This window comes from Rhizobium sp. IY2 (genome assembly GCF_047532935.1).
Lineage (GTDB): Bacteria > Pseudomonadota > Alphaproteobacteria > Rhizobiales > Rhizobiaceae > Rhizobium > Rhizobium anhuiense.
Genome location: NZ_JBLKNU010000007.1, coordinates 199,332 through 213,902, shown reverse-complemented (window position 1 = coordinate 213,902; position 14,571 = coordinate 199,332). Strand labels below are relative to the sequence as shown.

Annotated in this window: 15 protein-coding genes; 2 read left to right on the top strand and 13 right to left on the bottom strand. The window is 58.5% G+C overall.

Annotated features, from left to right (window positions below; all coding sequences use genetic code 11):
- Positions 1–57 precede the first annotated feature (57 nt).
- Together ACMUVN_RS21825 and ACMUVN_RS21820 are read left to right on the top strand one after the other, a co-directional pair.
- Complete coding sequence (locus ACMUVN_RS21825; RefSeq protein WP_028758669.1) at positions 58–996, top strand: carbohydrate ABC transporter permease; 939 nt, start codon at positions 58–60, stop codon at positions 994–996.
- Positions 997–1,001: 5 nt separating this feature from the next.
- Positions 1,002–1,847, top strand: coding sequence for a carbohydrate ABC transporter permease (locus tag ACMUVN_RS21820; RefSeq protein ID WP_028758670.1), 846 nt, complete (start codon positions 1,002–1,004; stop codon positions 1,845–1,847).
- 88 nt (positions 1,848–1,935) lie between these two features.
- On the opposite strand, the gene ACMUVN_RS21815 is transcribed toward ACMUVN_RS21820, so the two are convergent.
- The 13 genes from ACMUVN_RS21815 to ACMUVN_RS21755 all read right to left on the bottom strand — a co-directional run bounded on the left by ACMUVN_RS21815 (position 1,936) and on the right by ACMUVN_RS21755 (position 14,525).
- Positions 1,936–2,730, bottom strand: coding sequence for an HAD-IIB family hydrolase (locus ACMUVN_RS21815; RefSeq protein WP_414815444.1), 795 nt, complete (start codon positions 2,728–2,730; stop codon positions 1,936–1,938).
- A complete protein-coding gene (locus ACMUVN_RS21810; protein WP_183906010.1) occupies positions 2,727–3,512 on the bottom strand; it encodes a DeoR/GlpR family DNA-binding transcription regulator in 786 nt (261 codons plus the stop codon). Before ACMUVN_RS21810 ends, ACMUVN_RS21815 begins: the two co-directional genes overlap by 4 nt.
- Positions 3,513–3,521: 9 nt before the next feature.
- A complete protein-coding gene (locus ACMUVN_RS21805) occupies positions 3,522–4,271 on the bottom strand; it encodes a glycerophosphoryl diester phosphodiesterase (RefSeq protein WP_414815443.1) in 750 nt (249 codons plus the stop codon).
- Between the two features lie 55 nt (positions 4,272–4,326).
- Positions 4,327–5,373, bottom strand: coding sequence for a sn-glycerol-3-phosphate import ATP-binding protein UgpC (locus ACMUVN_RS21800; RefSeq protein ID WP_047619035.1), 1,047 nt, complete (start codon positions 5,371–5,373; stop codon positions 4,327–4,329).
- 1 nt (position 5,374) lies between these two features.
- Complete coding sequence (gene ugpE / locus ACMUVN_RS21795; protein WP_132575464.1) at positions 5,375–6,223, bottom strand: sn-glycerol-3-phosphate ABC transporter permease UgpE; 849 nt, start codon at positions 6,221–6,223, stop codon at positions 5,375–5,377.
- Positions 6,224–6,235: 12 nt separating this feature from the next.
- The gene (ugpA, locus tag ACMUVN_RS21790) at positions 6,236–7,120 is read right to left on the bottom strand and encodes a sn-glycerol-3-phosphate ABC transporter permease UgpA (protein ID WP_048338469.1); all 885 of its coding nucleotides are present in this window, start codon (positions 7,118–7,120) and stop codon (positions 6,236–6,238) included.
- Between the two features lie 65 nt (positions 7,121–7,185).
- Entirely contained in the window at positions 7,186–8,508 is a 1,323-nt protein-coding gene (ugpB, locus tag ACMUVN_RS21785) for a sn-glycerol-3-phosphate ABC transporter substrate-binding protein UgpB (protein ID WP_028758677.1), read from the bottom strand.
- Positions 8,509–8,813: 305 nt separating this feature from the next.
- Positions 8,814–9,800, bottom strand: a complete 987-nt coding sequence (locus ACMUVN_RS21780) for a sugar kinase (protein ID WP_047619043.1) — start codon at positions 9,798–9,800, stop codon at positions 8,814–8,816.
- An 18-nt stretch (positions 9,801–9,818) separates the two neighbouring features.
- Entirely contained in the window at positions 9,819–10,634 is an 816-nt protein-coding gene (locus ACMUVN_RS21775; protein ID WP_027664817.1) for a carbohydrate ABC transporter permease, read from the bottom strand.
- Complete coding sequence (locus ACMUVN_RS21770; RefSeq protein ID WP_132575466.1) at positions 10,634–11,572, bottom strand: carbohydrate ABC transporter permease; 939 nt, start codon at positions 11,570–11,572, stop codon at positions 10,634–10,636. Before ACMUVN_RS21770 ends, ACMUVN_RS21775 begins: the two co-directional genes overlap by 1 nt.
- Positions 11,572–12,900 carry an ABC transporter substrate-binding protein gene (locus ACMUVN_RS21765; protein WP_132575468.1) on the bottom strand — a complete coding sequence of 443 codons (1,329 nt, stop codon included), beginning with the start codon at positions 12,898–12,900 and terminating at the stop codon, positions 11,572–11,574. Before ACMUVN_RS21765 ends, ACMUVN_RS21770 begins: the two co-directional genes overlap by 1 nt.
- Positions 12,901–12,955: 55 nt before the next feature.
- A complete protein-coding gene (locus tag ACMUVN_RS21760) occupies positions 12,956–13,633 on the bottom strand; it encodes a GntR family transcriptional regulator (RefSeq protein WP_174824481.1) in 678 nt (225 codons plus the stop codon).
- Between the two features lie 7 nt (positions 13,634–13,640).
- On the bottom strand, positions 13,641–14,525 hold the full coding sequence (locus ACMUVN_RS21755; RefSeq protein WP_414815442.1) for a dihydrodipicolinate synthase family protein: 885 nt from the start codon (positions 14,523–14,525) through the stop codon (positions 13,641–13,643).
- Between the last annotated feature and the right edge of the window lie 46 nt (positions 14,526–14,571).

Sequence of the window (14,571 nt, the reverse complement as noted above, 5' to 3'; positions counted from 1 at the left end):
CAGATTGCGCTGCCGGTGCAAGTCGTCAAATCTCGGCAGAATGGGAACTCACAGCTCATGAATCATTCCGCTCCGGCTCTGGTCGCTGCGCACGCCAAAGCGCCAAGAAAAGGATGGCTTCGTTACAGCACCTTGAGGAAGCTGGTGCCGTATTTCTACGTGTCGCCCGCCACTCTGCTGCTTGTTCTGCTGATGCTGTTCCCGATGGTGATGGTCTTCAAATATTCGCTGATGGACGGCGCCATCATGAAAAAGGATGCGGCGTTCGCAGGCGTCCAGAACTACCTGACCATCTTCGAGAATCCGGTCTTCTGGCAGTCGGTCGCCCAGACGCTTTATTTTACCATCATGAGCGTCGTCTTCCATTTCATCATCGGCCTGGCCTTCGCGCTGCTGTTGAACACCAACCGCGTCGATCCGCTCATTCGCAGCATCCTGCGCGTGCTCTTCATCCTGCCCTGGCTGTTCACCGCCGTCATCATCGCCATCATCTGGCGCCTGCTGCTCGATCCGAACGGCGTCGTCAACAGCGTGCTGATGGCGCTCCATATCATCAACTTCAAGGTCGAGTGGTTCTCTTCGACGCGCACCGCCATTCATGCATTGACCTTCGCAAACATCTGGGCGGGTTACCCGCTCTACATGGTCAGCCTGCTCGCCGGCCTCCAGGGCATTTCGAAGGAGCTTTACGAGGCAGCCGGTATCGACGGTGCCAACGAACTCGAAAAATTCTGGTACATCACCATTCCGCAATTGATGCCGATCATCATCAGCATCGCGCTTCTCGACTTCATCTGGACGATGCAGGTTTTTCCACTCGTATGGATGACGACGGGCGGCGGTCCGATCTATTCGACGGAAGTGCTCTCGACTTTCACCTACAAGCTCGCCTTCTCCCAGTATGAGTTTTCCCTGGCTTCGGCGAGCGCGATGATCATCCTCATCATTTCGATGAGCGTCACCTACTTCTACATCAAACACCAGCAGCGCAGGTGACCGCCATGGCAAAGCGTTCCTTCAAAAGCTCGGCATTGCCGACCATCCTGACCTATCTCGGCCTGGCGATCGGCCTGGTCTTTTCGACCTTCCCGATCGTCTGGATGTTTTTCAGTTCGCTGAAATCGAATACGGAAATCTTCGCCCTTCCGCCGCGGCTGCTGCCGGATGACTTTACGGTGGCCGCCTATCTGACGATCTTCAACGATCCGGTGAAAGTGCGCTTCTTCATCAACAGCTACTTCGTCGCCGGCGTCGTCACCTGCCTGACCCTGGTTATCGCCATCCTGACCGCCTACGGATTCAGCCGCTATCAGTTCCGCTTCAAGAACACTTTGAACATCTTCATCATCAGCACCCAGACCGTTCCGCCGATCACCCTTCTCATCCCCTATTTCGGCATGGTGGTCGCCTTCAGGATCTTCGATACCTATCTGGCGCTGATCCTGACCTACATGGTCTTCACGCTGCCTTATGCCATCCTGCTAATGACAGGCTATCTCAATACCTTGCCGAAAGAGCTGGACGAGGCCGTCCTTGTCGACGGCGGCTCGAGCTGGACGGCGCTCTGGCGCGTCATCGTTCCGGTCTCCATCCCCGGGATCGTCGCCACGGCGGTCTACACGTTTCTGCTGGCCTGGAACGAATTCCTCTTCGCGCTAACGCTGACGAAATCGATGGATCTCAGAACCGTTCCGATCGGTATCCAGCTTCTGATGGGCCAGCACGCCTTCGAATGGAACGAGATGATGGCGATGAGCGTGCTTGGTTCCCTGCCCCTTCTGGTACTCTACCTGGTTGCCCAACGCTATTTCCTGGCAGGCATGACCGCCGGCTCGGTCAAAAGCTGACGGCTGGTGGCCACGGCTGCGCAGTATGATTTCGCGGAATTATTTCTCTAGAGCCGTCACCCCGCCATGACACGAAGTCGATCGTCGTTCATTCACCTGCGGCTGCTGCTTGCAAGATCGTTCTCGCAATATCAGCAAAACCAAGGCCGGCGGGCTGCAACGAGACCCACTTCGGTGCGTACTGCAATTGCGGAAGGACGGGAATGATATTGTTGACGCCGAAGGAGTTGCGGATAAAGCCGAACATCGGGGCATCGTTTCGAGAGTCGCCGACGAAGGCGGTAACGGCGGGAGTTTCAGCCGGGTCGATACCGAATATCTCGGTTAAGACGCGTTCGCTCATCGACCGCTTGTCGTAATTGCCGATCCACGTGTTGATGTGAATGGAGCTGATCGCAACCGTTCCGCCAATGGCTTTTATGCTGGACGCGAGATCCTCGACCTCATGCGGGTCGTAACCCTGGATATCGATCGCGACGTCCGCCAGCCGGAAGACCTGATCGTGGGCAATTCTGAACGTCTTGCCCCTTCGCGAAACCAGCTCTTTCACTGACTGGAGATGCAGGCGTTGGCGCTCAGCCTGCAGGGTGGCATCTTCCCAATAGTCGAAGACGACTGCGCCGTCCCTACGGGTGACACAATATGCGCCGCTTTCGCCGACGACCGCGGCCACCGGCCAGGCACGAACGATGTGTTCGCACCAACCGGCGGAGCCGCCCGTAACCGGCACGACGGCAATGCCTGCCCGGCTGAGATCCCAGAGAGCTTGGTAGGTTTGCGGAAGTAGCTTGCCTTCGGTGGTCAGGGTATCGTCGATGTCGGTGAACAGGTAGCGCACGTCCCGTAACTCACGAGCTGATGGCGCAAGGTCTACATAGCTCATGCCATATCCTCGCTGCATGTCACCACGTCCAAGCCGCTCTCGGAGAGGGCATTGGTGGCGGCCGCTTCGCCAGGCAGCCGATCCGTATAAAAGCGGGTGAGTTTGCTGAATGGCGCCACACGCACGGAAGCGTTTCGCGTCCACTTGCTGACGTCTGCAGCCAGAATCTGCGTTTGTGAATTCTCAAGGAGGGCATTGGTGATTTGGGCTTCGCTATAGCTGAAATCCATCAGACCGTTGAGCGGGCTTAGAGCGCCTGCGCCGACGACGGCGTAAGTCGCATAGAATTTTTCGACGAACCTGATCACATCCGTGCCCACCACGTCGCGATCGTCGTGACGCAAAAGGCCGCCCGTCAAATGCACCTCGACACTCGGTGCATCGCAAAGGCTCAAGGCGACGTGGATGTTGTTGGTAATCACCGTCAGGCCCTGGTGATCACGCAGCGCCTCGGCAACGAACCGAACCGTGCTGCCGATCCCGAGGAACACTGTCGCGTCGCCCCCTATGTCGGCGGCGACGCGCTTGGCGATAAGCCGCTTGGCCCTTCGGTTGAGCTGGGCGCGAGCGTTGAGCGAGATGTTGCTGCCCTCGACCGGCAGGTCGACGCCACCGTGGAAGCGGCGCGCGTGCCCGAGATCGCACAATGCATTGATATCGCGACGGATCGTCTGCGTCGTCAGATCGTACCGACGTGCCAGTTCCTCGATGTACTGAACACCGTCCGTTTCGATCAGCGCAAGGATCTCACGTTGTCGGCTCGATATGATCCGCTGCCCCATCGCCGCTCCTTACGTGAGGTAGACACTGGGGTCGTCTGTTATCACCCCAGTCAAACCCACCTCCCAGAAAGACGCGAGCAGCTTGGGATCATTGCAAGTCCATGCCCGCACCGCGATGCCGCGACGCACGGCCTCCTCGAGAAACCCGATACTCAGAGCCTTGTAGTCGAGATGGATGGTCTTTGCGGGAATTGACCGAAGGATATCCAACCAATCCGCGGGCAGGTTGCTCCACAGCATGGCGAGCTCGTAGCTTGGATCGACTTCGTGCATTCCCTTCAGCGCAGCGGCATCAAAGCTCGAGATCATGATCTTGGTGTGCGCCGGCCGCCCCTTCAAATGTTCATCAACGACTTTGACCAACTGGTCGAGTGATTTGTGATGAGCATGCTGCTTGATCTCGACGTTGGCATTGAGACCGAGTTCGCCCAAGGCGGAAACGACACGGGCCAGCGTCGGCAGCGGTTCGCCTTTGAATTTTGGGCTGAACCACGAGCCAGCGTCGATTCTCGCGAGATCCGACGCGTTGAGGTTGGCCAGATTTCCCTTTGACGAGGAACAGCGGTCGATGGAAACGTCGTGGATCACGACCGGCGTACCGTCGGCAAGAAGTGCAACGTCGAGTTCGACCCATTCCGCGCCCTGGTCCGCGGCCGCTCGGAAGGCAACAATCGTATTTTCAGGCGCGACGGCAGAGGCGCCTCGATGTGCCTGAACTTCACCGCGTCTCGGCCCGGATCGCGACTCTACGGTCGTCATCGTCTCATCTCTTTCGTCTTCTTCGAAGGTTGGATGGAGAAATAATAAACTGGAGTCAATCTGTGCGTTTTCCCGTATCGCTATTAAAAGGGTGCATCGCGTCAACACGTGCAAAGATGTCGATATTCGCATTCTCGGCAAAGTCCGGACGACCCGGTACGGTCAGGACAACCGTCTGCTGGCCCCCCCCCAATCGCACATGCAGATGGCTTTCTCCCCCGATTGGCTCGAGCAACTCGACGGTTGCGTTGAGACGGACGGAAGGCTCTGCCGGCCTGGCAACAAGTAACGCGTCCGGGCGGAGCCCGACCATGTCGGTACCGGCAGGCAATGCCAGGGTCCCAGCGCCGTCGGCCGCCCTGAGGACGTCGATCGGTACCAGATTCATCGGCGGCGAGCCGATGAAGCCTGCGACAAACAAGCTTGCCGGACGGTCGTAGACTGCCACTGGCGTTCCGACCTGTTCGACAAGTCCGCCGTTCATGACGACCAATCGGTCTGCGAGGGTCATCGCTTCAAGTTGGTCATGGGTGACGTAGATGCTGGTCGTCTTGAGACGCCGTTGCAGCCGACGAATTTCAACTCGCATCTGCACGCGCAATTTGGCATCGAGATTGGACAGCGGCTCATCGAACAGGAAGGCGGCCGGCTCGCGAACGATGGCGCGCCCCATCGCAACCCGCTGGCGCTGCCCGCCGGAGAGTTCGCGAGGTTTACGATCCAACATCGGTCCGATTTCGAGGATCTCGGCGGCTTCCGCCACACGACGGTTGATTTCGGCCCGTTCGGTGCCGCGATTTTTCAAACCATATTCGAGATTTCCGCGTACCGTCATATGCGGATAAAGCGCATAGTTTTGAAAGACCATGGCGATATCGCGATCGGCCGGCTCTGCCTTATTGACATTGCGGCCCGCAATCTCGACCTGGCCTTCGCTGATCGTTTCCAACCCGGCAATCATGCGAAGCAGGGTGGATTTGCCACAGCCCGAGGGGCCGACGAGGACGATGAGTTCGCCGTCTGCAACGGATAGGTTGATGCCTTTGACAGCTGGAACGGTACCATAATTCTTCTTGACGTCGATGATGTTGATCGTTGCCATTTCATTTCTCCGTTTCGACCAGGCCTTTGACAAAAAGGCGTTGCATGGCGACGATGACGAGGACGGGTGGCAGGGCGGCGAGAATGACCGCTGCCATCACGAGGTTCCAGCGGGGCTCGGCATCGGCAACCGCTGCCATGCGCTGGATTCCCATCACGACTGTGTAGAAGCTCTGGTCGGTCGTTATGATGAGCGGCCAGAGATACTGGTTCCAGCCGAGTACGAAGAGGATGATGAAGAGCGCCGCGATATTGGTGATCGACAACGGCAGCAGAATATCCCAGAAGAACTTCATCGGTCCCGCTCCATCGACGCGGGCGGCCTCCATCAGTTCGTCAGGGACGGTCAGAAAGAACTGACGAAACAGGAAGGTTGCCGTTGCCGAGGCGATCAGCGGGATGATGAGGCCGCTGTAATTGTTCAGCATTCCAAGATCGGCGACGACTTTGTAGGTCGGCACGATACGCACCTCGACCGGCAACATCAGGGTGATGAAGATCATCCAGAATGCCAGGGTCCGGAACGGAAACCGGAAATAGACGATGGCAAAGGCCGAAAGGATCGAGATGACGATCTTGCCGACGGCGACGCCAACCGCCATGATCAACGAGTTGATCATCATCGGCCCGATCGGCGGCGCCCCGGAGCTCGTCATCCCGGATGAGAGCATCGTCGAATAGTTCTCGATGATGTGGCCACCTGGTGTCAGCGGCACGACGCCTGACAAGAAGTCGTTTGGGCCATGGCTTGATGCAATGAAAGCCACGTAGACCGGAAACACCACGATCGTCACGCCAATGATGAGGACAAGGTGCGCCAGGAAATTTAGGAAGGGGCGATTCTCAACCATCCTTGGAATTCCTCAATATTGTACGCGGCGTTCGATAAAACGGAATTGGACGGCCGTCAGAGCGACGACGATCACCATGAGAATGACCGACTGTGCCGCCGACGAGCCCAAATTCAGCCCGATAAACCCGTCGAAATAGACTTTGTAGACAAGGATTTCCGTCGCGCGCGCCGGTCCGCCTTGGGTGGTTGCATGAACGATGCCGAAGGTGTCGAACATCGCGTAGACGATATTGATGACGATCAGATAGAAAGTCGTCGGTGAGATCAGCGGGAACACGATCGTCCAGAAACGCTTCATCGGACCGGCTCCGTCGATGGCCCCGGCTTCCTGAAGCGAGCGTGGGACGGATTGCAGCGCAGCCAAGAAGAACAAGAAATTATAGGAAATCTGCTTCCACGTCGCCGCGATCACGATCAGGACCATGGCATCGTCGGGATTGATCAGATGATTCCAATTGATTCCCATTGCCCGCAACATATAGGCGACGATGCCGATCGACGGATTGAACATGAACCACCAAAGAATGCCGGCGATCGCGGGGGCGACGGCATAGGGCCAAATGAGCAAGGTCGAATAGATTCGAGAGGTGCGCAACACGCGCATTGCCGCTGCAGCCAGGAGCAGCGCAATCGACGTTGATAGGACCGTCACGAGTATGGCGAAGATGAGCGTGTGGCCGAAGGCATTGATGTAGATCGGATCGGCAAAGAGCCGACGGTAGTTTTCAAACCAGACGAAGGTCGTTTTGAAACCGAAAGCGTCCTGACGCAGGAAAGATTGCCAGAATGCAGTTCCCGCAGGCCAAAGGAAAAATACCACGGTCACGAAAATTTGGGGAGCGATGAGCAGGTAAGGCAAAAGCTTGTTGGGAAATACGGTCCGTTTGGTTTGCATGGGCCCTCACACTGACGGATGGGAAACGGGGGCCGGTCTTTCACGAGCCCCCGTCACGGAGCCCATTAGTTGGCGGACTGGAAATCGCGAAGCTGTTCGTTGCCTCTTGCGACCACGGAATCAACTGCTTCCTTCGCCGTCTTCTTCCCGCCCAGCAAGGCCGCAAACTCATCGTCGATAATGCCACGCACCTGGACGTAGTTGCCGAAACGGATGCCCTTGGAATTGTCGGTGGGTGTCACCCGCGTCAGTTGCTTGATGCCGATATCTGCTCCGGGGTTCTTCTCGTAATAGCCCTGATCCTGGCCCAGCTTATAGGCAGCCTCCGTTATCGGCAGGTAGCCCGAGAACTGATGCCAATCGGCTTGGACTTCCGGCTTCTGCAGGTAGGTGAAGAACTTCGCGACACCTTTGTACTCCTCTTCCGGGCGACCTTTCAGTGTCCAGAGAGTGGCGCCGCCGATAATCGAGTTGAGCGGCTGCGGAATAACGTCGTCATAGTAGGGAAGCGGCGCAAAACCGACCTTGAAAGCCTTTGCGTTGTTGATGACCCCTGCCCGACCGGCGGACGAATTCATGTACATCGCGCATTCCTGAGAATAGAACATCGGAGGAGCGTTATCGCCGCCGCCAGGTCCTCCAAATTTGAAGAGCCCCTCGTCCTGCCACTTCTTCAGATTGCCCCAATGGCGGATCGTGAGATCATTGTTGAAGGTGAATTCTGCGTCCAAGCCGCCAAAACCGTTGGCCTTGGTAGAATACGGCTTATCGTGCAGGGCATTCAGGTTCTCAGTCTGGATCCAGGAGATCCAGGCGCTGGTGAAACCGCATTTAGCTGCGCCGGACTTCATGATCGTCCGCGAAAAGGCTTCAACGTCCGCCCATGTTTTCGGCGGCGTTTCCGGGTCAAGCCCTGCTTTCTTGAAGATATCCTTGTTGTAATACAGGATCGGCGTCGAGGAATTGAACGGCAAGGACAGAACGTTGCCGCTGGTGTCAGAGTAGTAACCGACGACCGGAGCAATGAATTTGCTCTGGTCCCAGGCCTCACCTTCGTCCTTCATCAACTGGTAAACGGGATAGACCGCACCCTGTGCTGCCATCATGGTGCCGGTACCAACTTCATAGACCTGTACGATTGCGGGCTGCTGGTTGGCGCGGAACGCAGCAATGGCGCCCGTCAGCGTCTCGTCATAGGTGCCCTTGAATACCGGAACGATCTCATAGTCAGATTGAGATGCGTTGAACCCCTTGGCGATCTGTTCAAGCTTCGCGCCATTCTCGCCGCCCATTGCGTGCCACCACTGGATCTTCGTGGCTGCCATTGCCGGAACGGATAACGATAGGCTGGTCAATCCTGCGGACAGGAAAAAAGCGATCTTGTTCATCCTCACTCCCACTTGTTGTCGGTCCGAAGCCTCCCGCTACGAACGTGAGCCCGATGGTAACAGGCGAAGTTCACTTTGCAAGAATGAAATGTTCAAATGAACATTTGCGGCCGGCGATCACCTGCGGACTGGCGCAATGCTGGCGACAGCATCAGGTTCGAGGTGGGCGGTTCTCGGGCCGAGGATATGGGATTGAGGGCCGTGACCCGGCGGCATGGGCTTGGTCGCCTTTGGGTGGCAGCACAAGCGTGATCAAGTGAACACCTCCATGGCGTTCACCATTAACGACGTTGCTGCCTGGATTGTCACAACTCTTCCGGTGTGATCACTTTCATCGTCGCCACCGCCGGGCGCCAATCTTGAAGCACCTTGCAGACTTCGGCTCTGGTCGGCGCGCCGGTGCGACCGCCGAAGACCTGGCACTTGAGCGCCGCCGCCATAGACGACAGGCGCATCGTCTCTTCGATCGGCATGCCTTCCGCGATAGCCAACACGAAAGCGCCATGGAAGATATCCCCGGCTGCAAGCGTATCGACCGCTCTCACCTTTGGAGCGGCAAGATGGCAGACTTCGCCGGTTGCGTCATCGAACCAGAAGCAGCCATTTTCGCCAGCCGTGACGCTGATGAAGGCATGCTCGAACTTTTGCTTCAGCAGGCCGACGACTGTCACCGGGTCGGCCGTTCCCGCAAGCCGCTCAGCGGCTGGTTGCGAGAACACGATGTGGCTCGCCGCCGGCGCAAGCATCTCGACCACGCCATCGCCGGCAACGTCGCCATCGAGAATGGCCGGCTTGCCCGCCTCTCTCGCTGCCAACAGCGTCCGCAGCGCAAGCTTCGGCCAGCGGACGTCGACCAGCACCGCGTCGAAGGAGGAAATGTCCTGTTTTGTGACCGGCTTGACCGTCTCGTGCAGGCCAGCATCGTAGAAAGGCACGATCAAGCGTTCGCCCTGATCATCGACAAGGATCGTCGAGACGGCCGAGCGGGCGCCTGCCACACGCACCATACCGCTCGTGTCTATGCCGCTCTCGCCGAGGTCGGCAATGATGCGGTCGCCGGTGGCGTCATCGCCGACCGCGCCCCAAAGGCTGGCATGGCCGCCAAGCCGGGCAACGGCAAAGGCGGCGCTCGATGCCATGCCCTCGGCAATCTGCAGCATATCATAGGGCAGAAATTTGCCCTGGCCGGTCGGTAACGAGCGCACACGAAACAACGTATCCATAACCGCCGCGCCGACGCACAAAACGCGGCGCGCCTGACCGGGAGGCGGGTCGAAGGCAGAAGTCGTCAAAACCGTCGTCTCACCCGCTCACTTGACGGCTCCGGCCGTCAGGCCTGCCACGATCTGCCGTTGCGCAAACACCGTCAAGATCAGCACCGGCAAGGTGACGATCAATGCGGCTGCCGCGAGCGGACCCCAACTGACCTGTTCGAACGAGAGCATGTTGTAGACCGCGACCGGAAGCGTGCGCGTCTCGCGACTGGCGAGCACGATGCCGAAGACGAAATTGTTCCAGGAAAAAATGACCGACAGGATGAAGGCGACGACGATGCCCGGCCTTGCGATCGGCAAGGCGACCAGGCGGAAAACCTGCCAGGGTGTCGCGCCGTCGATGCTTGCAGCCTCTTCCAGCTCCATCGGGGTCGTCTCGAAATAGCCGATCATGATCCACACGACGATCGGCACGGTGACCACAAGATGGATGATGATCTGCGGCAAGAGCGTGCCGAGCAGGTTCAGCCATTGGAACAGCAGGAAGAGCGGGATCAGGAAGGAAAGGCCCGGTGTCATGCGCGCGATCATGATGACCATCGCGGACTTCTCCGCCTTCAGCCGGGCGATGCCATATCCGGCGGGCACGCCGATCAGCAGCGCCAGAAGCGTGGCCGCACCCGTCACCAGCACCGAATTCCAGAGATAGAGGAAGAAATTGTTCTCCTCGAAAACTTTCAGATAGTTCGACCAGGCCAAGCGCTCCGGGATGAAGATCGGCGGATAGGCGCCGTTGTCGATTTCATACTTCAGCGACAGCGAGATCATCCAGAGGAAGAACAGGACGACCGGCGAGATCATCACCAGGGCGACGAACAGCAGTCCGATGCGATCGAGCGTCTTGCGCTTCATCAGCGTGCCTCCCCGTCGGACCAGTTCACGCGCTGCCGGAGCATCATAAGGACGAAAGAAAGCAGGACGATGAGGATGAAGAAGACAACCGCCATCGCCGAGCCATAGCCGATGTCGTAATAGGCGAAAGCGGTGTTGTAGAGATAGATGTTGATCGTTTCCGACGCCGTGCCGGGGCCGCCTTGGGTCATGGCATAGATGATGTCGAAACTTTTCACTGCATCGATGCTGCGGATGATCACGGCGATCATCAGGAAAGGCGCGATCATCGGCAGCGTCAGATAACGGAATTTCTGCCAGACATTGGCGCCGTCGATCTCCGCACTTTCATAAGGTTCGCGCGGAACCGCCGCCAGGCCGCCGAGCACGATCAGCATGATAAGCGGCGTCCATTGCCAGGTCTCGACCAGCACCAGCGACGGGATGACGCTGCTCTGATTGTAGATCCACTCCTGGGGACCGATGCCGATGAGGGAGAGGAGATAGTTGAGAACGCCGAGCTGCGGATGGAACATCATCGTCCAGACGAGTGCGATGGCGACGGGTGTGGCCATCATCGGCATCACGAATATGCCGCGGATGAGACCGCGCAGCGGAAATTGAGCATCGAAGATCAGCGCGGCGAGCGTTCCCAGAAAAAGGGGAACCACTACGGAGAGCGTCGTATAGAGCACCGTATGCCACAGCGACTCCCAAAAGCGCACGTCACCGGCGAGGCGCACATAATTGTCCCACCCCGCAAAGACCTGCGCTTGGCCGAGCGTCCAGCTGTTGACGCTCATCCACACGGTAAACACCCATGGAAAGACGATCACGGCCGATATGACGATGAGCGCCGGGATGACGAAGGGCCAGTAGTTGGGAGCAAACCGATCCGGTTTGCTCCTTCCTTTCGACGCCTTGGCCGCTGCTGATGTTTCGATGCTTGCCGAGGCCATTATCCCTCGCTTTTCGCCAGGACGGGTTCGAACTGTGCCGTCGCTGCCTTCAGTTCGGTTTCGGGATCAGCGCCGCCGATCATGTTGGTGAGACCGACGCCATAGATGTCGCGGAACTCGGTGACCGGAATGATGACCGGCAACGCGAGCTGCGAGATCTTGCCCGAACCGACGACGGCATCAAGCCATGCGCCCGGCATCTTGACGCCTTCGCGGACCTTCGCATCCTCGAGGACGGACTGGCGGAAAGGAACGCCGGCGCCGGCCTGCAGCAGACGGGCGCCCATTTCATGCGAAATCGCCCATTGGCAGAAGAGGTAGGCTGCTTCCTTTTTCTGGCTTGCTGCGACGACACCAAGGCCGTCGCCGAAGGTGCCTGCGGCCTGTGCCTTCGGGCCTTTCGGCATGATGCCGTAACCGACCTGGCCGACGACGCGTGACTTTTCCGGATTTTCGATCGGCGGTGCAAAACCGACGCCATCAAGCCACATGCCGATCTTGCCCTGCAGGAAGGCCGACTGCGCCTCCGCCCAGTTGAAGCCGGAGACGCCGGGAGGGGCGGTTTTGGTCATCAGTCTCTGGTAAAGCTTGGCCGCATCGATCGCTTCCGGCGATGTCGTGCGCAGCTTGCCGTCAGGGCCGAGCGGGCTCGAACCATAGCCGAGCAGCAGCGACGTCCAGACCGGCGTATTGGCGTTCTTCAGGCCGCGGGCAACGAAGCCATAGGTGTTGGTCGAAGCGTCGGTCAGTGCCTCCGCAGCACTTGCCAGCTCTTCGAAGCTCGAGGGGTAAGCAAGCCCCTTCTTCTCGAACAGCGCCTTGTTCCAGTAGATGATCCAGTAATCGACTGAAAAGGGAAGAGAGCGCAGAACACCTCCGGCGTCCTTGGCGAAGGCGAGGCCGGCTTCGGCGAAATCGCCCTCCGTCAGGGACGGGTCGGTCAGCGAAGGGTCCTTGAGGAAACCGCTGATATCGGCAAGCCAGCCGCCCTTTTCGAACTGCCGCTTCTGGACATGGTAGCTCATATGCACGACGTCGAAACTCGGCTTGCCGGAGCTGAGCTCGATCGTCGTCTTCTGGCGCTGCTGCTGTTCGGGCGTCGCTTCGGCATTGACCTTGATGCCGGTGAGCGCCTCGAACTCGGACAGGTACTTCAGCAGTATTTCGCTGCGCGGGCTCTTGACCAGGTTGACTTCGAGCGTCGTGCCGGCAAAACGCTTCCAGTAGACGGCGGCCGATGCGAGCCGCATGCCGAGCATGCTGCTCGCCCCAAAAGCGGCTGTGCCCGCCAGAAAGCCGCGTCTCGTCGGATTCAAAAACGATGACATGTGATTCCTCCTCCTTTTGCCGGCGATCTCCTCACCCCCGGCTGTTTATTTCCGATTATATCCTGAGCGCACGATCTCTTGCATGATTGATGTGTGCGACAAGGCTGTTGACGGCGTCCTCCGCCGATCGTCGTTCGATCGCCTCGAGCACTTTCAGGTGCTCGCCCATGACAGGTCCGACGTGACCTTCGATGCGAAAACGATCCTGACTGATCAGGCGCATCTTGATCGAGTTCACCCGATAGGCGTTCGAAATGATGGAATTTCCCAGGGCATCGATAAAGGCGTCGTGCATACCCCAATCGACGGCCTGCGCGTGCACTTCCAATTCGTGCGATGTATCGCCGCTTCGAATGGCATCGGCGATATCCCGATGCTGCTTCAAAAGCCCGGCGATCGTCTCGTCAGACGCAGAGCGGGTGAAAAGCGCGACGGCCTCCTTCTCCAGGAACACGCGCAGCTGGAAGGCCTCGCGAATGAGGTTGAGGTCGATATGAGCAATCTGCAAACCCCGCTGGGGGACCGTCTTGATCAGCCCTTCGGCTTCGAGCCTCGGGATGAGCTCACGGATGGCGCCGAGCGTCAGTCCCGTCAGCTCGACGAGACGGCGCTGGGAGACGAACTGGCCGGGACGCACGTCACGCGCAAGAAGATGGCGCGTGAAGCTCGCATACGCCTTTTCCCGCAGCGTTGGCTGCTCGTCCGTTTCGTCCATCGCCTCTTCCCGAAACATGTCTGACCTATGCCGCTTTCGACTGGAAAAGACGATCGAAAGCAAGAGCGAGCTGCGCCTGCCCTTCGGCGGATATTGAAGCGAGCGGCGGGCGCACCGCAAGCCAGATCTCTTCGGACGCCACGTGCGCCATCATGGCTTTCACGGCCGGGACAACAGGATATTTGAGCAGCTCGGCCACAAAACCCTCGATGCGGGGATCGTCCTTGCCTTCTTCGGCCATCAGCTTGACGTCGCGGGGCACAAAATTCGCCATGCCGGAGATCGCCCCCTGGCCGCCGAGCCGCACGCCCCTGGCAAGATGCCGTTCATCGCCCACCAGGATAATGAGATCGCCATGCGCCTTGAGCAGGCTTTCGGTATACGGCCAGTCGCCGGAAGAATCCTTGACGCCTGTCACGATATTGGGGAAGGCGGTCCGCAGCCGTCCGATCAGCGACACGGTCAGCGGGACCATGGTGAGCGAGGGAAGATTGTAGACGATGATGTCCCGCGCCTTGTCTCCCAGAATGGCGAAGACGGCCGAAAACCACTGGAAGACACCGTCGTCGCTGACATTCTTGAAATAGGACGGCGGGGCAAGAAGAATATTACGAACGCCCTGGGAAAGAGCATGATCTGCCTGGATCGCCGCATCCTCGGCGGCATCGACCAGCACACCGACGATGATGTTTTTTGCCGCGATCCCCGCATCGAGGAAAGACGCGAGGACGCGGTCACGTTCCCGGCTTCCGATGGAGGAACCTTCACCCGTCGTTCCGAACAGGGTTACGCTGGAACATCCTGCAGCGAGGCTTCGCCTTGCCTGCACGATCATCGCATCGATCACAATATCGCCATTGCTGTCAAACGGCGTGGCAAGAGCGACTGACAGGCCGAATTTCTGGGTCAAATATGCTTCCTCCCGATTGTTGAGATTAGATGTAGCAGACTGACAT

What these genes read in the sequence shown, in the direction of transcription:
- ACMUVN_RS21825 (WP_028758669.1), top strand. Translation starts at nt 58, where the DNA reads ATGAATCATTCCGCTCCGGCTCTGGTCGCTGCGCACGCCAAAGCGCCA.
- ACMUVN_RS21820 (WP_028758670.1), top strand. Translation starts at nt 1,002, where the DNA reads ATGGCAAAGCGTTCCTTCAAAAGCTCGGCATTGCCGACCATCCTGACC.
- ACMUVN_RS21815 (WP_414815444.1), bottom strand. Translation starts at nt 2,730, where the DNA reads ATGAGCTATGTAGACCTTGCGCCATCAGCTCGTGAGTTACGGGACGTG.
- ACMUVN_RS21810 (WP_183906010.1), bottom strand. Translation starts at nt 3,512, where the DNA reads ATGGGGCAGCGGATCATATCGAGCCGACAACGTGAGATCCTTGCGCTG.
- ACMUVN_RS21805 (WP_414815443.1), bottom strand. Translation starts at nt 4,271, where the DNA reads ATGACGACCGTAGAGTCGCGATCCGGGCCGAGACGCGGTGAAGTTCAG.
- ACMUVN_RS21800 (WP_047619035.1), bottom strand. Translation starts at nt 5,373, where the DNA reads ATGGCAACGATCAACATCATCGACGTCAAGAAGAATTATGGTACCGTT.
- ugpE (WP_132575464.1), bottom strand. Translation starts at nt 6,223, where the DNA reads ATGGTTGAGAATCGCCCCTTCCTAAATTTCCTGGCGCACCTTGTCCTC.
- ugpA (WP_048338469.1), bottom strand. Translation starts at nt 7,120, where the DNA reads ATGCAAACCAAACGGACCGTATTTCCCAACAAGCTTTTGCCTTACCTG.
- ugpB (WP_028758677.1), bottom strand. Translation starts at nt 8,508, where the DNA reads ATGAACAAGATCGCTTTTTTCCTGTCCGCAGGATTGACCAGCCTATCG.
- ACMUVN_RS21775 (WP_027664817.1), bottom strand. Translation starts at nt 10,634, where the DNA reads ATGAAGCGCAAGACGCTCGATCGCATCGGACTGCTGTTCGTCGCCCTG.
- ACMUVN_RS21770 (WP_132575466.1), bottom strand. Translation starts at nt 11,572, where the DNA reads ATGGCCTCGGCAAGCATCGAAACATCAGCAGCGGCCAAGGCGTCGAAA.
- ACMUVN_RS21765 (WP_132575468.1), bottom strand. Translation starts at nt 12,900, where the DNA reads ATGTCATCGTTTTTGAATCCGACGAGACGCGGCTTTCTGGCGGGCACA.
- ACMUVN_RS21760 (WP_174824481.1), bottom strand. Translation starts at nt 13,633, where the DNA reads ATGTTTCGGGAAGAGGCGATGGACGAAACGGACGAGCAGCCAACGCTG.